This window comes from Pseudomonas sp. R45(2017) (assembly GCF_002112305.1).
GTDB classification, from domain to species: Bacteria; Pseudomonadota; Gammaproteobacteria; order Pseudomonadales; family Pseudomonadaceae; genus Aquipseudomonas; species Aquipseudomonas paraglycinae.
This window is the reverse complement of sequence record NZ_NEHH01000011.1, coordinates 1-19317: the sequence shown is the minus strand read 5'-3', so window position 1 is coordinate 19317 and position 19317 is coordinate 1. Positions and strand designations below refer to the sequence as shown.

Genomic DNA, 19317 nt, shown 5'->3' with positions numbered 1-19317 from the left:
AGAACCCCGATGTCTGGCAAACCTGCAGCACGCGTATCCGACCCCACCGCTTGCCCGCTCCCCGGCCACGGCACCAACCCGATTGCCGCCGGTTCCGGCGACGTGTTCTTCGACGGCCTCCCGGCCGCCCGCGAAGGCGATGCCTCCGCGTGTGGTGGTGCGATGGTCGGCGATCTGGCGACGACGGTTCTGATCAACGGCAAACCGGCCGCCACGGTCGGTTCGGTTGGATCTCATGGCAATAAAGTCACGGCTGGATCCGGGACGGTGATTATCGGCAATTCGCATTCGCCGGCGCCGTTTGTGCCGCCGTTGCCGGTGGAGATTCAGTGGCCGTTTAGTCAGAACTTTGTGGTTCGTAATCCTAGAACCGGCGCACCGGTTGCTGACCGGCCGTACACCTTGCGTACAGCCTCCGGTAAAGAGGTCAGGGGCGTTACTGATGCACAAGGTCGAACGAGGCCTATTGCTTCCCACCTCGCTGAAAGTGTCACGCTTATCGTCGAAGAACAGACTTCGCTCGTGATTGCTTAAGGGACTATCACATGCCGGCACCCACTCCTGTAACAGCTCAACTCACCCCTTCCTCTGACAAGAAGCCAGCGGAAGCGGCCGTCGATCATTTCCAGATCACAGATATTCCAGGTGTGATGAGAAAAATGGGCTGGAAGGAAAGCGCTCGAATCATGCAGCGTTGGTTCGACGGTGCGCCTTTCGTGATGTCCTCAAGTGAGAAGCGGGGACGTCTTGCCGTTGACAAGATCACCCAAGAAAAACTGTTTGATGATTTGGATTTTGAATGGCTTACCTCCTCCTCGCCCCACACAGGTGAAACCATCAAAGAGCTTATTGCGAAGGCCGCAAGCCCCAGTCAATACAATGAGCTTATTGGCCGTCAAAAGGGACTGACGCAATTAGCACCGGGGCTTTTGCAATTTATGACTTGCATGAGAACGCTTGGAGTTCTTGATGAGGCTAACCAGGACCTTGCTAGGGGTGCTCATGACTACAGTGCCCTGAGTGCAAGAATGCTGGAGTCTGCTACGCAATATAATTTTCGATCTATCGGGATTACCACTTCGGAAAAGAAGAATAACCCATTGGATGATGTGTACGGCACATTGGGTGGATTTGTTATTAAATTTGCAGTCACAAAATTCAGCACTACACCCAAGACGAAAAAAATGGCTGCTACATTAACGATTGAAGAAATTGGTTGTTATGTACGTGATACATATGAGTTTCTGAATGAAGATGGCAGCGACCAACTGCTTGGGTATTGGAATCACGACGGCGTTGTCAGGCCGAGCATTTTTGCATATTTAACTTCGCCAGAAACATATGAATCTGAGGGGAAGGTTTACTTCAAAGTGACCAACGATAGTTACAATAATTACCGCAGCAAGCTTGGCAAGGGTGGTGATTTGTTTGTGTACTCTACGGTCAAGAAAATTCCTGTATCCATTCATCATCGTTTTACCTCTGCAGATTTTGCAGAGTTTTCGCAACGATCAGCTAAGGCAATGCCATGAAAGCGTCCCTTAGAAAGTGCTTTTTACTTTTTTCGTTGTGCGTGCTTGTGCCAGTTTTGGTTCTTTTGGGCTTGAAGGTGCTTAGCTCAAAGGCCGCGGAGCCTCTTTTCATTGACTGGAATGACTCAGGAAGCTGCTATATCGCAACGTATTCACCGAATTACAATTTTTTGGGTGTAGTGGCTGGTCGTGCGTTTAAGTACTTTAGCAGCCCGTATTTTTATCGCGTTTATACAAAAAATAACGATCTACTAAAAACATCAGAATGGTATCTCTGGCGGGATGAGGGGAGTCCCGGCATTGCACCCGAGTTTCGCGGAGAGATGATTGTTTATCCAGGCTCTGAAGGCTGGGAAAGTTGGATAGTTTCAGAGTGTCGTTGATGCCTGATTTAAAGGCGGCCTCGCTACCTGAGAAAGTTGGAGAGCGTTATTCATGCACGCAATGAGTTTGCAGGGGTATCTGGCCAGTGTTGCTGACAGTGATCTGTTTGGCTGCCTGGCCTTGTTGAGCTTTGTATTGCTCCTGACTGCCTCACATCGGGCGGCTCGAAATTCACGCCTTCACCGCGCACTAACGCTCTCGGTTTTGGCTGCTGTTGTAGCTATCCATGGCCTTGGATCGTGGTACGGAAATCTGAGACCAGCATGAGCAACTACTACCGTATCGCCATGTGCCTGTTTGTCCATGCCTTCGGATGTGTGGCCTACGTGTTTTTGAATAATGCAGTAGTACATGCCTACAAGCATCTGAACGGCGGGTTCACCACGCGTGGGGTCACCATCGGTATTGCCAGCTACGCGATGTTTTACATTTTTCTCGGTGTCAATTTTATTGCTGCGCTGATTCCAAGCCTCGTTGCCAAACTGGTGATTCTGAGCCTTATGGTGGGCTTCATCCTGCTTTGGATGCTCCCCGACAACCCATTGAGAGCCTTGTTTTATGGCGTGGCTCAAGGTTGCGTCACCTTGCTGGCAATCCTCGCTTCTCAAGTCATCGAGTTGCGCTGGGTATCAAGAAACATCGCTGGACGCATCCAGCCGAACCAGCCTGAGAGTGCCATCCAATGATCAGGTCAGGCATCGAGCGTAATCCACAGGACAGTTATTCCATGAGTTCCACTACCAGGCAGGTAACCCGTGTCCTTTAACCACTACTACCAAAGCGAACTCACCGCACTGCGCCAACTGGGCCGCCGTTTCGCCGAGCGTAGTCCAGCGCTGGCGCCGTTCCTGGGGCAGGCCGGGCGGGATCCGGATGTGGAGCGGTTGCTGGAAGGCTTTGCGTTTCTGACCGGGCGGCTGCGCCAGAAGCTCGATGACGAGTTGCCGGAGCTCAGCCATTCCCTGATGCAGTTGTTGTGGCCGAACTACATGCGGCCGCTGCCGGCGTTCAGCATTCTGCAGTTCGACCCGCTCAAGCGTTCCGGGCCGGCGCTGAAGGTCGAGCGTGACACGCCGATCGAAAGCGTGCCGATCGAAGACGTGCGTTGCCGCTTCCGCACCTGCTACCCGACCGAAGTCATGGCGCTGGATCTGGCCGCGCTGAACTACTCGGTGAAGGGCGATGGTTCGCTGCTCAGCCTGCGCCTGGAGATGAGTGCCGATGGCCACCTCGGCGAGCTGGAGCTGAGCAAGCTGCGCCTGCACTTTGCCGGCGAGCGCTACATCAGCCAGATGCTCTACCTGAGCCTGCTGCGCAACCTCGACGGCATCGAACTGATCCCGCTCGACGGCGCCGGCAAGCCGATCGATGGCGTGAGCGGCAAGCCGATGGCGTTCAAGATCCCGGGTGACCGGGTCAAACCAGTGGGCTTTGCCGAAGAAGAAGCGTTGATCCCGTATCCGCTGAACACCTTCCGCGGCTATCGCTATCTGCAGGAATACTTTGCCTTCCAGGACAAGTTCCTGTTCGTCGATGTCCACGGTCTGGACATTCTCAAGGCACTGCCGGAAGACACCCTCAAGCAGATGCGTGGCCTGGAATTGCGCTTCGACATCCGCAAGAGCGGCATCATGCGCATGCGTCCGACCCTGGATAACGTGAAGCTGTTCTGCACGCCGATCGTCAACCTGTTCAAGCACGACGCACTGCCGATCCGCCTCGACGGCAAACAGGATGAATACCTGCTGCTGCCGGCTGAATACGATCTGGAAAACTGCGGCGTGTTCTCGGTGGAAACCGTGACCGGCTGGAAGCCCGGCGGCCTCGGCTATCAGGAATACGTGCCGTTCGAATCCTTCGAGCACGATCCGAGTTTCGACGTGCCCAACAGCCGTCCGCATTACAGCATCCGCCAGCGCTCGTCGCTGCTGCACGACGGCCTCGACACCTACCTGAGCTTCGGCATCCGCCACACCGAAGCCCATGAAACCCTGTCGATCGAGCTGGTCTGCACCAACCAGAACCTGCCGCGCAAACTCAAGCTCGGGCAGATCTGCATGGCCTGCGAAGAGACCCCGGAGTTCCTGAGTTTCCGCAACATCACCCCGGCCACTTCGAGTTTTGCGCCGCCGCTGAACCGTGACTTCCTGTGGAAGCTGATCAGCAACATGTCGCTTAACTATCTGTCGCTGGCCGACGTCAATGCACTGAAGGTGATTCTCGAAACCTACGACCTGCCGCGCTACTACGACCAGCACGCGGAGAAGGTCAGCAAACGCCTGCTCGGCGGTCTCAAGCACATCAAGCATCACCACGTGGACCGCTTGCACCGTGGTTTGCCGGTGCGCGGTCTGCGCACCGAACTGACCATCGACCCGGAAGGGTATATCGGCGAAGGCGACCTGTTCGTCTTCGCCTCGGTTCTCAACGAGTTTTTCGCGCTTTACGCCAGTCTCAATTCATTCCATGAGCTGCGGGTAAAAAGCACACAGGGAGAGGTGTACCAATGGACACCACGTATGGGCCTGCAGCCCCTGCTTTAAGCGGGCTGACGAAGGTAATACGCGAGTACTCGCTGTTTCAGGCCGTGCTGCTGGTGATCGACCGGCTGCGCGATGCGCACCCGTACCTGAGCGAAGACGATCTGTACGACCAGCTGGAATTCCAGGCCAACCCGAGCCTCGGATTTCCGCGCAGCGACGTCGATCGCGTGGAGTTTTTTGAAGAGCACGGGCAGATGCGCGCGCGCCTGCGGTTCAACCTGATCGGTCTGGTCGGTTCCGGCTCGCCGCTGCCGGCGTTCTATGGCGAGCAAGCCTTGGGCGACAGCGAAGACGGCAACCCGACGCGCAACTTCCTCGACCTGTTCCACCATCGCCTGCAACGGCTGATGCTGCCGATCTGGCGCAAATACCGTTACCGCGCGAGCTTCCAGAGCGGCGCGGTCGACCCGTTTTCCTCGCAGCTGTTCGCCCTGATCGGCCTCGGCGGCGACGAGATTCGCAAGGCCAAGGAACTGAACTGGAAACGCCTGCTGCCGTACCTCGGCCTGCTCAGCTTGCGGGCGCACTCGGCGGCGTTGATCGAAGCGGTGCTGCGTTACTACTTCAAGCACGAAGACCTGGTCATCGAGCAGTGCATCGAGCGCCGCGTGGAAATCCTCGAAGAACAGCGCAACCGCCTCGGCTTCGCCAACAGCGTACTGGGTGAAGACCTGGTGCTGGGCGAACGCGTGCGCGATCGCAGCGGCAAATTCCGCATTCACATCACCGAACTCGACTGGGAACGCTTCCACGAATTCCTGCCCATCGGTTTCGGTTACCAGCCGCTTTGCGCGCTGGTGCGGTTCACCTTGCGTGACCCGCTCGATTACGACATTCGCCTGGTGCTGCGCCCGGAAGAAATCCGCGAACTGCGCATTGGCGAGAAGAACGACTGTCGCCTGGGGTGGACCAGTTGGCTGGGCTGCGAGAAAGCAGACGGCGTGGTGACCCTGGGCAGCAAAATTCATTAAGGACGTGAGCCATGATCAACGTAGACCTGCAACAACTCATCCAGGCGCTGGACGCCGAAACCCGTCGCGATCTGGAGCGTTCGGCCGAGCGCTGCGTGGCCCGTGGCGGCAGCAAGATTCTGGTCGAAGACTTGCTGCTCGGCCTGCTGGAGCGCCCGAACGGTCTGCTCTCCCGCGCGCTGCAGGATGCCGATGTTGATGCCGGCGAGCTGAGCGCCGCCCTGCAATCGCGGGTCGAGCACAGCGCTTCGCGCAACCCGGTGTTCGCCCCGGAACTGGTGCAGTGGCTGCAGGACGCGCTGCTGGTGGCCAACCTTGAACTGGGCCAGACCTCGGTCGAAGACGCGGCGCTGATCCTCGCGCTGCTGCGCAACCCGATGCGCTACGCCGGCAGCCGCTACCAGCCGTTGCTGGCCAAACTGAACATCGATCGCCTGAAGGAATTTGCCCTGTCGCAACAGCCTCAGGCAGCGGCCAACGGTAAGCCGGCCGCCCCGGGCGAATCGCTGCTGGAGCGCTTCACCCACAACCTGACCCAACAGGCCCGCGACGGCAAACTCGACCCGGTGCTGTGCCGCGATGGCGCGATCCGCCAGATGGTCGACATCCTCGCCCGTCGCCGCAAGAACAACCCGATCGTGGTCGGTGAAGCCGGTGTCGGTAAAACCGCCATCGTCGAAGGCCTGGCCTCGCGCATCGCTGCCGGTGAAGTGCCGCAGGTGCTCAAGGGCGTCGAGCTGCTGTCGCTGGACATGGGCCTGTTGCAGGCCGGCGCCAGCGTCAAAGGTGAATTCGAACGTCGTCTGAAAGGCGTGATCGACGAGGTCAAAGCCTCGCCGAAGCCGATCATCCTGTTCATCGACGAAGCCCACACCCTGATCGGCGCGGGCGGCAATGCCGGCGGTTCCGACGCGGCCAACCTGCTGAAACCGGCACTGGCGCGCGGCGAACTGCGCACCATCGCCGCGACCACCTGGGCCGAGTACAAGAAATACTTCGAGAAAGACCCGGCGCTGGCCCGTCGTTTCCAGCCGGTTCAGCTGCACGAACCGACCGTGAGCGAAGCGGTGACCATCCTGCGTGGCCTGGCGCAGGTCTACGAAAAGAGCCACGGCATCTACCTGCGCGATGACGCGGTGGTTTCTGCAGCGGAACTGTCCGCCCGTTACCTCGCCGGACGCCAACTGCCGGACAAGGCTGTCGACGTGCTCGACACCGCCTGCGCCCGTGTTCGCATCAGCCTCGCTGCCGCCCCGGAAAGCCTGGAGCGCCTGCGTGGCGAACTGGCTGAAGGTGGCCGTCAGCGTCAGGCCCTGCGCCGCGATGCCGAAGCCGGTCTGCTGATCGACCACGAAGCGCTGGAGGCACTGGAAGCGCGTCTGGACGAAGCCGAAGCCGAAATGGTCGCACTGGAAACCCAGTGGACCGAGCAGAAACAACTGGCCGAGCGCCTGCTGGAACTGCGTCAGCAACTGGCCAAGGCCCGCGAAGCCGCTGCGGTCGAGCCGACAGTGACTGTTGAAGAAGACGCCGAAGGCACGGTGATCGAAACCGTTGCTGCCGAGGTTGAAGAAGGCCAAAGCGTCGAAGCGCTGGAAGCGCAACTCAACGAAACCCACAGCGCCCTGACCGCCGCTCAGGTCAAGGAGCGTCTGGTCAGCTTCGAAGTCTGCCCGCGTCTGGTAGCCGAAGTGATCAGCGCCTGGACCGGCGTGCCGCTGGCGCAACTGGCCCGCGAGCACAACGCCAAGGTCGCCAGCTTCGCCACCGACCTGCGCACCCGCATTCGGGGTCAGGAACAAGCCGTGCACGCCCTGGATCGCTCGATGCGCGCCACCGCTGCCGGCCTGAACAAGCCTGACGCACCGGTCGGCGTGTTCCTGCTGGTCGGCCCGAGCGGCGTCGGCAAGACCGAAACCGCACTGGCACTCGCCGACCTGCTGTACGGCGGCGACCGTTTCATCACCACCATCAACATGTCCGAGTTCCAGGAGAAACACACCGTTTCCCGCCTGATCGGTGCACCGCCAGGCTACGTCGGTTACGGCGAGGGCGGCATGCTCACCGAAGCCGTGCGCCAGAAGCCGTACTCGGTGGTGCTGCTCGATGAAGTCGAGAAGGCCGATCCGGACGTGCTCAATCTGTTCTACCAAATCTTCGACAAAGGCGTGGCCAACGACGGCGAAGGGCGCGAGATCGACTTCCGCAATACGTTGATCCTGATGACCTCGAACCTGGGCAGCGACAAGATCAGCGACCTCTGCGAAGACGGTGCGCGTCCGACCGCCGAAGTGCTGGAAGAAACCATTCGCCCGGTGCTCAGCAAACACTTCAAGCCAGCGCTGCTGGCGCGGATGAAAGTGGTGCCGTACTACCCGGTTGGCGGCCCGGTGCTGCGCGAGCTGATCGAGATCAAGCTCGGTCGTCTGGGCGAGCGTCTGAACCGTCGCCAGCTGGATTTCACCTGGTGCCAGAACCTCGTCGATCACCTGTCCGAGCGCTGCACCCAAAGCGAAAGCGGTGCGCGCCTGATCGACCATTTGCTCGACCAGCACGTGCTGCCGCTGGTGGCCGACCGTTTGCTCGACGCCATGGCCACCGGTGAAAGCCTGAAGCGCGTGCATGCGACGCTCGACGGCGAAGCCAGCGTGACCTGCGAGTTCGCCTGAGGTGAGTGTGATGTTCACTCAAGTGCCGCAGCCACTGCTCTATGCCGAAGCCTTGCTGGCGCAGTTCGCCAGCCTGTCGCGCGCGGCGGACGGTGCTGCGCTGCTGGGTGACTTCGTGCGCGGTCTGGCGGGGCTGAGCGGTTGCGAACTGACGCAGCTGTACTTGCTGGACGCCACGCACACGTCGCTGGGGATGAACGCCGAATGCCTCGACGGCGTGCTGCAACCGCGCAGCGCGGCGAGCCTGCCAGCGGATTACAACGGCGAGCAATTGTTGCAGTTCGCCCTGTGCCAGAACCGCGTGGTGAGCTTCGATGACCTGGGCGGCAGCCTGCACGAAACCAGCTTTCTGCCGGCATCGTCCACGCCGTGGCAGTCGCTGTTGTGCGTGCCGCTGGTCAATCAGCAGAAGGCTGTCGAAGGCCTGTTGCTGTGCGCCAGCCGTCGACATATCAACCTGCAAGGCTTCGCCGATTCTCTCGGCCAGCTCGGCTCGTTCGTGCTGGGTCAGCTGCATCTGCTGCAACGTCTGCGCCAGCCAGTGGATGCGGCCGCGCCGGTCGTGCGCAGCCTGCCGAGTGCCAGTGGCTATGGCCTGATCGGCAAGAGCGCGGCGATGCGTCAGACCTATTCGCTGATCAGCAAAGTCCTGCACAGCCCGTACACCGTGCTGTTGCGTGGCGAGACCGGCACCGGCAAGGAAGTGGTCGCGCGGGCGATCCACGATTGCGGCCCGCGCCGGTCCCAGGCGTTCATCGTGCAGAACTGCGCGGCGTTCCCGGAAAACTTGCTGGAGAGCGAGCTGTTCGGCTATCGCAAAGGCGCGTTCACCGGGGCTGATCGCGACCGCGCCGGGCTGTTCGATGCGGCTAATGGCGGCACCCTGTTGCTCGATGAAATCGGTGACATGCCGCTGTCGCTGCAAGCCAAATTGCTGCGCGTGTTGCAGGAAGGCGAGATCCGTCCGTTGGGCTCCAACGACACCCACAAGATCGACGTGCGCATCATCGCCGCGACGCACCGCGATCTGTCGGTGCTGGTCAGCGAAGGCAAATTCCGCGAAGACCTGTACTACCGTCTCGCGCAATTTCCGATCGAGTTGCCGGCCCTGCGTCAGCGCGAAGGCGACATCCTCGACCTGGCCAAACACTTCGCCGACAAGGCCTGCACCTTCCTGCAACGTGATCCGGTGCGCTGGTCGGACGCGGCGCTTGAACACCTGTCCGGCTACACCTTTCCCGGCAACGTGCGTGAACTCAAAGGCCTGGTCGAACGCGCAGTGTTGTTGTGCGAGGGCGGCGAGTTGCTGGCGGAGCATTTCTCGCTGCGCCTGGAATCGGCGCCGGTGCCGGAAGACCACTGCGGCCTCAATCTGCGCGAACGACTGGAAGCGGTCGAACGCAATCTGCTGCTCGATTGCCTGCGCAAGAACGACGGCAACCAGACGCTCGCCGCCCGTGAACTGGGCTTGCCGCGACGCACGCTGCTGTACCGGCTCGGCCGCTTGAACATCAATCTGGGAGATTTCGATGGGTAGGCAAAAGTCCGTCGGATTCACCTCGAACACCTATTTTAGCGCCGCCCGTGAGGGTCGGCGCTTTGTGCTTTGTCTACACCTGGAGACCCTCTGATGTCTGTTCGTCACTGGCACGCTGTCCTGCTGACCCTCGTCGTTCTATGCGGCCTCGGCGGTTGCAGCGGCAATTACAAATTCAACGATAACGATTACCGCCCGTTGGGTGATCCGCAGGCGGTCAATCGCGGCAAGTGACCGCAAGGAGCATCAAACATGGAATTGGTTTTCGAAATGCTGAACACCAAGCAGTTCGTGCCCACCGAGCTGTGCCAGCGGACCTTCAAACAGGCCGGTGGCGTGATCGGGCGGGGCGAGGACTGCGACTGGATCATCCCTGACCGCAAGCGTCACTTGTCCAATCACCACGCGATTGTCAGCTATCGCGAGGGCACGTTTTTCCTGACCGACACCAGCAGCAACGGTGTTCAGGACGGCGACAGCGGCGCACGCCTGCACAAGGGCGAACCGGTGCGCATCGAGCACGGCAGCACCTACGTGCTGGGCGACTTCGAGATTCGTGCGCGACTGGTGCGCGACCCGGCGACGTTCGACGGTGAAGTCGGCCAGCCACGCGCCGCCGGCACCATCATCCCGGACGACGCGTTCCTCGACCTCGACCCGCTGAAGTCGCTGGAGCAGCAAGAGCGCGTGTACTCGGAATTCGAGGAGATGCTCGCGCCGGTTACCGATCCTGAAGACTCCCGTCAGCGCGCCGACTACGCGCGCATCGACATGGAAAGCCTGATGGTGCCGGAGCTGATCGTCGAGCCCAAGCCTGAGCCTGCGCCGGCACCGAAAGCGGTCGAGCGTCAGAGCGAAACCTTCTGGGATAAATTCGGCGCGGCCCTCGGTGTCGATCTGAAAGGCCTGAGCCATGACGAGCGCGAAGCACTGGCGGTCAATGCCGCACGTCTGCTGCGCCAGAGCATCGGCGGTCTGCAACAGAGCCTGCGCACCCGTTCCGAGCTGAAGAACGAGCTGCGTCTGGCCCAGACCACCGTGCAAGGCACCAACAAGAATCCGCTGAAATTCGCCGTCGATCCGAGCGAAGCGCTGGACATCCTGTTGCAACCGCACAAGCCGGGCCATTTGCCGGCCGAGCAGGCGATCTCCCGGGCGTTCCGCGATTTGCAGGCGCATCAGGTGGCGCTGCTGACCGCCAGCCGCGCGGCGGTGCGCGGCACTCTGGAGCACTTCTCGCCGGAGCAGTTGACCCTGCGTTTCGAGCGTGACAACAAGCCGTTGCTCGCCACCGCCGGCGGCCGCTGGAGAGCGTTCAACCGCTACCACCATGCGCTGCGTCAGGACGACGACTGGAGCGAGCGCCTGCTGGCCCGCGACTTCGCCCAGGCCTACGAAGAACAGATCCGCCTGATCTCCACCCTCCACACCGACCACCAAGGATGATGCGCATGTCTCGCCGCTCGACCGCTTTTTTCAAGACGCTGACCGCGCTCACCCTGTTGGTGCTGCTCGCCGGTTGCTCGTCGCTGTCGCCGTATTCGAAAGTGACCAAGATCAACCTGAAGCTGACCGGCAGCGATCAGTTGAACCCGGACCTCAACGGTCGTCCGTCGCCGATCGTGGTGCGCCTGTTCGAACTCAAGCACCCGGTGACGTTCGAGAACGCCGATTTCTTCAGCCTCTACGAGCGCGCCAAGGAATCCCTCAACCCGGATCTGGTGGCCAGCGAAGAACTCGAACTGCGCCCGGGTGAAACCGTGGAGCTGAAACTCAGCGTGGAGGAGGGCAGCCGCTTCATCGGCATCCTCGCCGCATACCGCGACCTGCCGGAAACCAAATGGCGCCACACGTTCCCGATCACGCCGCTGGAAGTCACCGAAGCCGATCTGACCCTGGATCAGGCCGGTATCCGCAAGACCAACGAAGTGCTCGCCAAGGCGGATGACTGATCATGAATACCCATAAAGTCATCTGGCAGGAAGGCATGCTGCTGCGTCCGCAGCACTTCCAGCACAACGACCGCTACTACGATCACCAGATGAAGACCCGCACCCGGTTGCTGGGCGGCTACACCTGGGGGTTCCTGAATCTGGAGATCGACCTGCAGTTCCTCAACATGGGCAAACTGGTAATCAGTGAAGCCTCGGGGATCCTGCCGGACGGCAGCCTGTTCGAACTCGGCGGCAACACCGAACCGCTGGCGCTGGACGTGCCGCCGAACACCGGCAACACGCCGATCTACCTGGCGCTGCCATTGGTCACCGGTAACCACATCGAGGCCCGTCGCCCGGAGCAGTCCGACGTTCTTGCGCGGTACACCGCGTATGACGCCGAAGTCGCCGACTCCAACGCCGGCGATGATTCCGCCAGCCAGGTCAGCTGCGGCCGTCCGGATTTCAAGCTGTTGCTCGGCGAGCAGCAGAGCGACCAGGCCTACGTGAAGCTGAAAATCTGCGACGTGCTCGACACCACACCGGACGGCGTGATCAGCCTCGATCCGGATTTCGTGCCGACCTACATTCAGGCCCACGCCTCCAGCTACCTGCTGTCGTGCCTGAAAGAAGTGATCAGCATGCTCGGTCACCGGGGCGACACCATTGCCGAGCGCATTCGTTCGAACGGCAAGGTCGGCGGCGCGGAAATCGGCGACTTCATGATGCTGCAACTGATCAACCGCACCGAACTGCTGCTGCGCCACTACCTCGGCCTGGAGCAGGTTCACCCGGAAGAGTTGTACCGCACGCTGCTGACGATGCTCGGCGATCTGGCGACCTTCTCCAGCGACAGCAAACGCCCGCGTCTGGACAGCCGTTACTCCCACGCCGACCAGGGCGCGAGCTTCCGCAAACTGATGGAGTCGATCCGTCAGGTACTGTCGATGGTGCTGGAACAGCACGCCATCGAACTGATCCTGCAAGCGCGTCAGTACGGGATCATCGTGTCGCCGCTGCACGACCACAAACTGCTGGGCTCGGCGTCGTTCGTGCTGGCAGCCAGTGCCAACTGCGACTCCGAAGAACTGCGCAATCGCTTGCCTGCGCACCTCAAGGTCGGCCCGGTGGAGCGCATCCGCCAACTGGTCAACCTGCACCTGCCGGGGATCAAGGTCAAACCGTTGCCGGTGGCCCCGCGGCAGATCGCGTTCCACTCCAACAAAACCTATTTCATCCTCGAACTCAGTTCCGAAGACCTGGCACAACTCGAGCGCTCCGGCGGCTTCGCGTTCCATGTGTCCGGCGAATTCGCCGAGCTTGAACTGAAATTCTGGGCCATCAGGAACTGACCGACATGATCAAGGACATGGAACACAACCAGGACGACAAAACCGTCCTGCTCGACCGTCAGGGCCATGGCCCTGCGGCGAGTCCGCTGACCGACTTCGCCGCGCCACCGCGCTTCGAACAACTGGAAGAACGGATGATCTACGCCGCGCGCCTGCGCCCGGCGGAAGCCTTCAACATCAGCCTCAATTCGCTGGTGGCCGCGTCGTCCGAACTGCTGTCGGAAGTGGTGCGCCTCAAACACAGCGAAACCCGCGAAGACCTCTACGCGCTCAACGAGCGCCTGACCGCCGGGCTCAAGCTGTTCGAAGTGCGCGCCCTGCACAACGGCGCCGAAAGCAGCCAGGTGATGGCCGCCCGTTATGTGCTCTGCACCGTGGTCGACGAAGCCGTCGTGACCACGCCGTGGGGCAACGAAAGCGAGTGGTCGCAGATGAGCCTGCTCAGCAGCTTCCACAACGAAACCTTCGGTGGCGAGAAGTTCTTCCAGCTGCTCGATCGGCTGTCGAAAAACCCGGTCAAGCACCTGCCGATGCTGGAGCTGATGTACCTGTGCCTGTCCCTCGGTTTCGAGGGCAAGTACCGCGTGCAGGCGCGCGGCATGCTGGAACTCGAAGGCATCCGCGACGCCCTGTACCGCCAGATCCGTCAGTTGCGTGGCGACGTGCCGCGCGAATTGTCGCCGCAGTGGGAAGGCCTCAACGATCAGCGCCGCAATCTGGTGCGCATCGTGCCGGCGTGGATGGTGGTGCTGTTCACCTTCGTCTGTCTGGTGATGATGTATTCGGGCTTCGCCTGGGTCTTGGGCGAGCAGCGCGACACCGTTCTGCAACCTTATCAGCCGCTTGATCCGGCCGCGGCCTCGCCGCAGTCGCAGCCGTAAACAGGGACGTGTGATGAAAAAGTTTTTCAAGAAAGTCGGCGCCTTCCTGCGCCAGACCTGGGTCTGGACCCTGCTGCTGGTGCTGTTCGTGGCGCTGCTGGTGTGGTTCGTCGGCCCGCTGTTGGCAGTGGATGACTACAAGTTCTGGGAAAGCGCGACTTCGCGCCTGCTGACCATCAGCGTGCTGTTCCTGATCTGGGGCCTGACCATGGTCTTCGTCAGCTGGCGCGCCGGTATCCGCAAGAAAGCCGTCGAAGAAACCGAAGATGGCCAGGACCGTATCCGCCGCGAAGAGTTGATCGACGAAGAGCAGAAAGAGTTGAAGGAGCGTTTCAAGGACGCCCTGAAAACCCTGAAGACTTCGAGCCTGTACCGCGGCCGCAGCGAGCGCTGGCGCAATGACTTGCCGTGGTACTTGCTGATCGGCCCGCAGGCCAGCGGCAAGACCAGCCTGCTCGACTTCTCCGGGCTGGAATTCCCGATCAACAAGATCGACCGCAAGCTGACCCGCGACACCCACGGCACCCGTCATTGCGACTGGTACTTCGCCGATCACGGTGTACTGATCGACACCGCCGGCCGCTACCTGACCCAGCCGGATGCGGAAGTCGACGGCAGCGCCTGGACCACCTTGCTGGAACTGTTGCGCAAGCGTCGTCGCGGTCGTCCGCTGAACGGCGTGCTGGTGACCATTCCGGTGGAAACCCTGACCGGTGGCAGCGAACAGGACATCGAAACCCTGGCCCGCCAGGTGCGTGCGCGTCTGCAAGACGTCTATCAGAAGCTGCACGTCGATGTGCCGGTGTATCTGGTGCTGAGCAAGGCCGACAAGCTGCTGGGCTTCGACGAGTTCTTCGATCAACTGACCCGCGAAGAAAGCGATCAGGTGCTGGGCACCAGTTTCCGCAAGGATCAGGTCGGCACCGACGTGACGGTGCTGCGCAACGAGTTCGAAGAGCTGCTGCGTCGCCTCAACAGCCAGGTGATCATGCGCATGCACTCCGAGCGCGACACCCAGCGCCGTGGCCGCATCCTCGACTTCCCGCACCAGATGGGCCAGATCGGCGAGCGTCTGTGCCTGCTGGTCGACATGGCGTTCACCGGCAACCGCTACCAGCGTGCGACGCAACTGCGTGGTTTCTACCTGACCAGCGCACCGCACCTGACTCAGGAAATGGATTCGACCACGGCCGGCATCGGCGCGAGTCTGGGCATGAGCGCCGGCGTGCTGCCGACATTGCGCAGCGGTCGTTCGCGTTTCATCCATCACTTGCTCAGCCGGGTGATTTTCCCCGAGGCCGATCTGGCCGGTCTGGACAAGCGCGAGCGCAGCCGCATCCACTGGGGCCAGCGTGCGTTGTACGTCGGCGCACTGGGTGCGCTGGTCCTGTTCGGCATGCTCTGGGCCGGTGGTTTCTCGGCCAACTACGAGCGTCTGGAAAACCTGCGCAATCTGGCGCAGAACTGGACGCAGCAACGCACGGCACTGTCGCCGCGCGATGACGCCATGGGCACGCTGAAAACCCTCGACACCAGCTACGCTGCCACCCAGGTGTTTCCGAAAAAAGGCGACGCGGCGTACCACGAACGGATGGGTCTGTATCAGGGCCAGGACGTCAATCCGGTGGTCAAGGAGGCTTACGAGCACGAGCTCGAAAAGCAACTGCTGCCGCGCGTTGCAACGATGCTTGAAGGCCAGATCCGCGCCAACATGAAGGACCGCGAAAAGCTGATCAACAGCCTGCGCGCGTACCTGATGTTGAACATGAAGGATCGTCGTGACGCGGCATGGCTCAAGGACTGGATCGCGGCGGACTGGTCGCAGCGCTACACCGGCAACACCGCGGTGCAGAACGGTCTGAACACGCACCTCGAGCGTCTGTTGCAGCAGCCGTTTATCTATCCGCTCAACGAGCAACTGGTGGCCCAGGCGCGTCAGATCCTGCGCAGCGAGTCGCTGGCGACCGTGGTTTACCGCATGCTCCGCGAGCAGGCGCGCAACCTGCCGGATTACCGTTTCAGCCAGCACCTCGGGCCGCAGGGCTCGCTGTTCATTGGCACTGAATACGTGATTCCGGGCTTCTACACCCAGACAGGCTATCAGCAGTATTTCTCGGTCCAAGGCGCATCGCTGGTGACCGACATCCTGCGCGACAACTGGGTGCTGGGCGAAGGCGCGGGCATCAGCGACATGGACTTGCGTCGCCTGATGGTCGAGCTGGAGCAACTGTACTTCCGCGACTATGCCAACTACTGGAGCGAGGCCGTTGGCCAGGTGGCGCTGCCGCCGATCAGCGATGCCGGTGAAGGCGCAGAGCAACTGGCGGGCCTGACCTCGGCCAACTCGCCGGTGCTGGCGCTGCTGACCGAAGTGCGTGAGAACACCCGCTTTCCGGCAGCTCCTGAACCGGTGGATGAAGCAGGTGACGCTGCCGATGCGCTGGCGGGGCAGAAGGGCAAACTGGGCAAGGTCGGCAAACTCGCTTCGGCGTTGACGGACAAGGCTGCGGCCATGAACGTGGCGAAGAACCTGCCGGACACCGCCAAGAAGTCCCTGCAACGTCGCTTCGAACCGCTGCACAAGTTGCTCGACGACAACAACGGTCCGGCCGCTGACCTGACCCCGGCCTTCACCGCGCTCAACGACCTGCAACTGCAACTGGCGGGCCTCGCCCGTTCCAGCACGCCGGAGCAGGCCGCGTTCGAGCTGGCCAAGACCCGCATGAGCGGCCAGCGTGATGCGCTGACCAACCTGCGCAATGCGTCCGGTCGTCTGCCGCGTCCTCTGAGCGTGTGGTTCAACGTGCTGGCCGAAGACTCGTGGCGCCTGGTGCTCAACGATGCCTACCAGTACCTGAACGGCCGTTATCAGAACGAGCTGTACAGCGTGTATGGCAAGACCATCAACAAGCGTTACCCGTTCAGCGCCTCGAGCACCAGCGACGTGGCGATCAGCGATTTCCGCGAGTTCTTCCGCGCTCAAGGCACCATCGACCGCTTCTTCGACAGCTACATGCGTCCGTTCGTCAGCGGTGATCCGGGCAACTACCGGATGCGCAGCATCGACGGTCGCAGCCTGCCGGTGTCGAAGGTCTTCCTCGACCAGATGGCGGCGGCCCTGAACATTCGCCAGAGCTTCTTCTCGATCAACCCGGCCGAGCCGACCGTGCAGTTCAAGCTGGAGCCGTACACCCTCGATCCGGCGGTCAGCCGTTCCGAGTTCAAGTTCGGCGACAAGACCATGGAGTACCGCCACGGTCCGATCCTGCCCATGAGCTTCAAGTGGCCGACCGATGCTGAAGACGGTCGCACTAGTCTGGTGATGGACAAGATGGCCGGGCGCCCGATCGGCATCGAGAAGAACTCCGGCCCGTGGTCGCTGTTCCGTCTGTTCGACCTGATGCAGACGGAGTACCTGACCGGTCGCGACGTGCTGGTGCTGAAAGCCGACGTAGGTGGCCTGCGCGCCAACTACCTGCTGACCAGCCAGCGCACGCCGAACCCGTTCGACATGGGCGTGCTGCGTACCTTCCGTATGCCGGTGCAGCTCTGATGCTGGTGGCCAGTCCCTGGCGCAGCGCGGCGCGAACCGACCCGGGCAAGGTGCGGTCGCGCAACGAAGATGCCTTCCTCGACACCCCGCAGCATGGGCTGTGGGTAGTCGCGGACGGCATGGGCGGTCATCAGGGCGGCGACATCGCCAGCCAGTTGATCGTCGCCAGCCTGGCTGAACTGCCGCAGCACGAAGACTTCGACGAACGCCTCAAAGCCATCCGCCAGTGCCTGCACTGGCTGAACCGGCGCCTGGGGCAGGAGTTGACCGTCACCCCCGGGCGCCACGACAGCATCATGGGCAGCACCGTCGTGGCGCTGCTGGTGGAAGGCAATCGCGCGGCCTGCATCTGGGCCGGCGACAGCCGTTGCTACATGTGGCGCGGGCAGCGGTTGTATCAGCTGTCGAAGGATCATTCGCTGCAGCAGCAACTGATCGACGAGCAGCAGATGAGCGTCGAACAGGCAGCGGCGCACCCGGCAGCCCAGGCCTTGACCCGGGCGGTCGGCGCGGCGGAACAACTGACGCTGGATGTGCTGGAGCTCGAGGTCTATCCCGGCGATGTGTTCCTGCTGTGCAGCGATGGTTTGTATCAAGGCCTGAGCAGCGATGCCCTCGGCAACGCCCTCAGCCTGGCGGCGCCACATGTGGCGCTGGAACGTCTGTTCGACGGCGCCCTGCGGGGCGCCGCCCGCGACAACCTGACGGCCGTGGTGATCCGCCAATGACTGAAATCGAATCCTCAGTCGACGACTTGCTGATGAGCGAAGAGCAGGCCAACAACCTGACTTACTTCGCCTTCGCCAAGCAGCACAACGCCGAACCCGCGCTGGCGCCGACCAAGGCCAGCGTCGGCGCACTGCCGGATGTTCTGGCAGGCCGCTACCGCCTCGAGCGTCTGCTCGGGGCCGGTGGCATGGGTGCGGTTTACCGGGCCCGGGATCTGCTGCACGAACAGTTCGGCGATCCCGATCCTTACATTGCGCTGAAAATCCTCAGCGAAGAATTTGCCGAGTCGCCGGACGCCAGTGCCTTGCTTTACAGCGAGTTCGCCCTGACCCGACGCCTGCGCCACGACAACGTGCTGCGACCGCACACGTTCGAAGTCGACACCGATTGCCAGCGGGCCTTCATCACCATGGAACTCATGCGTGGCCTGACCCTGGACAAACTGCTCTGCGAGCGGCCGCTGGGCCTGCCGTGGAAAGAACTGCGCGACATCGCGCTGCCGCTGCTCGACGCGCTGGCCTACGCCCACCGTCGCGGGGTGCTGCACGGTGACATGAAACCGAGCAACGTCATGCTCAGCGAAGACGGCGTGCGCCTGTTTGACTTCGGTCTCGGGCAGGCCGAGGAGGGCATCCTGCCCGGCCTGCCGCACCTGAGCCGCGAGCGCTTCAACGCCTGGACTCCGGGCTACGCCGCCCCCGAACTGCTTGAGGGCCAACCGCTGTCGGCCAGCGCGGACGTGTACGGCGTGGCCTGCGTGATCTATGAACTGGCGGGCGGCAAACACCCGTTCCGCCGCTTGCCCTCGACCCAGGCCCGTGACGAACACCTGGATCGCGAACTGCAAGCCCCGGCAAATCTGCCGACACACTGCTGGCCCGCGCTGCGCACCGCGCTGGCCTTTGACGCGGCGGAGCGCAACATTTCTGCCGAACAATTGCGTGACGCCTTGGGCGCCACTTCGTCCTGGCTGCAGCGTTTGCGGCTGAGGGCGTAACGGATGACATTCGAACAGGGAGCACTTTATGTTCAACCCAGCTAACGAAACGCACTTCAGCCTGACTGTTGAAGATTACGTAGGCGACCTGCAAGTCCTGTCGTTCACCGGCACCGAAGGCATCAGCCAGCCGTTCCGTTTCGACCTGGAACTGGTCAGCGAAAACCCGGATCTGGACCTGGAAAAACTCCTGCACAAACAGGCCTTCCTCGCCCTCGATCCGCAGGGCTCGGGC

The 19317-nt window shown here is 61.6% G+C and carries 16 protein-coding genes and 1 pseudogene; all 17 read left to right on the top strand.

Features of this window, described 5'->3' with window-relative positions:
• Window positions 1-9: 9 nt before the first annotated feature.
• Complete coding sequence (locus CAF74_RS23515) at window positions 10-534, top strand: PAAR domain-containing protein (protein WP_085747934.1); 525 nt, start codon at window positions 10-12, stop codon at window positions 532-534.
• Window positions 535-545: 11 nt separating this feature from the next.
• The gene (locus tag CAF74_RS23510; protein ID WP_085747933.1) at window positions 546-1532 is read left to right on the top strand and encodes a DUF6402 family protein; all 987 of its coding nucleotides are present in this window, start codon (window positions 546-548) and stop codon (window positions 1530-1532) included.
• Window positions 1529-1915 (top strand): hypothetical protein, encoded by a 387-nt coding sequence (locus CAF74_RS29110; protein ID WP_129972432.1) that lies wholly within the window; start codon window positions 1529-1531, stop codon window positions 1913-1915. The genes CAF74_RS23510 and CAF74_RS29110 overlap by 4 nt, the downstream gene beginning before the upstream one ends.
• Before the next feature lie 264 nt (window positions 1916-2179).
• Window positions 2180-2602, top strand: coding sequence for a hypothetical protein (locus CAF74_RS23500; protein ID WP_085747931.1), 423 nt, complete (start codon window positions 2180-2182; stop codon window positions 2600-2602).
• Between the two features lie 69 nt (window positions 2603-2671).
• The gene (gene tssF, locus CAF74_RS23495; protein ID WP_011336593.1) at window positions 2672-4459 is read left to right on the top strand and encodes a type VI secretion system baseplate subunit TssF; all 1788 of its coding nucleotides are present in this window, start codon (window positions 2672-2674) and stop codon (window positions 4457-4459) included.
• Window positions 4423-5430 carry a type VI secretion system baseplate subunit TssG gene (gene tssG / locus CAF74_RS23490; RefSeq protein ID WP_039765146.1) on the top strand — a complete coding sequence of 336 codons (1008 nt, stop codon included), beginning with the start codon at window positions 4423-4425 and terminating at the stop codon, window positions 5428-5430. Before tssF ends, tssG begins: the two co-directional genes overlap by 37 nt.
• An 11-nt stretch (window positions 5431-5441) precedes the next feature.
• A complete protein-coding gene (tssH, locus tag CAF74_RS23485) occupies window positions 5442-8099 on the top strand; it encodes a type VI secretion system ATPase TssH (protein ID WP_085747930.1) in 2658 nt (885 codons plus the stop codon).
• A gap of 10 nt (window positions 8100-8109) precedes the next feature.
• Complete coding sequence (locus tag CAF74_RS23480) at window positions 8110-9636, top strand: sigma-54-dependent Fis family transcriptional regulator (protein ID WP_085747929.1); 1527 nt, start codon at window positions 8110-8112, stop codon at window positions 9634-9636.
• 93 nt (window positions 9637-9729) lie between these two features.
• Window positions 9730-9870, top strand: coding sequence for a hypothetical protein (locus tag CAF74_RS23475; protein ID WP_003229566.1), 141 nt, complete (start codon window positions 9730-9732; stop codon window positions 9868-9870).
• Between the two features lie 18 nt (window positions 9871-9888).
• Window positions 9889-11082 (top strand): type VI secretion system-associated FHA domain protein TagH, encoded by a 1194-nt coding sequence (tagH, locus tag CAF74_RS23470; protein ID WP_085747928.1) that lies wholly within the window; start codon window positions 9889-9891, stop codon window positions 11080-11082.
• A gap of 5 nt (window positions 11083-11087) precedes the next feature.
• Window positions 11088-11588, top strand: coding sequence for a type VI secretion system lipoprotein TssJ (gene tssJ, locus CAF74_RS23465; protein WP_011336587.1), 501 nt, complete (start codon window positions 11088-11090; stop codon window positions 11586-11588).
• A 2-nt stretch (window positions 11589-11590) separates the two neighbouring features.
• Window positions 11591-12922, top strand: a complete 1332-nt coding sequence (gene tssK, locus CAF74_RS23460; protein ID WP_039765155.1) for a type VI secretion system baseplate subunit TssK — start codon at window positions 11591-11593, stop codon at window positions 12920-12922.
• Window positions 12923-12927: 5 nt separating this feature from the next.
• Window positions 12928-13803, top strand: coding sequence for a type IVB secretion system protein IcmH/DotU (gene icmH / locus CAF74_RS23455; protein ID WP_064600459.1), 876 nt, complete (start codon window positions 12928-12930; stop codon window positions 13801-13803).
• 13 nt (window positions 13804-13816) lie between these two features.
• Complete coding sequence (gene tssM / locus CAF74_RS23450; protein ID WP_085747927.1) at window positions 13817-17356, top strand: type VI secretion system membrane subunit TssM; 3540 nt, start codon at window positions 13817-13819, stop codon at window positions 17354-17356.
• Complete coding sequence (locus CAF74_RS23445) at window positions 17356-18084, top strand: PP2C family serine/threonine-protein phosphatase (RefSeq protein ID WP_085747926.1); 729 nt, start codon at window positions 17356-17358, stop codon at window positions 18082-18084. The genes tssM and CAF74_RS23445 overlap by 1 nt, the downstream gene beginning before the upstream one ends.
• Window positions 18081-19082: a serine/threonine-protein kinase gene (locus CAF74_RS23440; RefSeq protein ID WP_085747925.1), complete on the top strand. Its 1002-nt coding sequence runs from the start codon at window positions 18081-18083 to the stop codon at window positions 19080-19082. Before CAF74_RS23445 ends, CAF74_RS23440 begins: the two co-directional genes overlap by 4 nt.
• 28 nt (window positions 19083-19110) lie before the next feature.
• A pseudogene (locus CAF74_RS23435) lies at window positions 19111-19317 on the top strand (type VI secretion system tip protein VgrG); the annotation flags it as partial.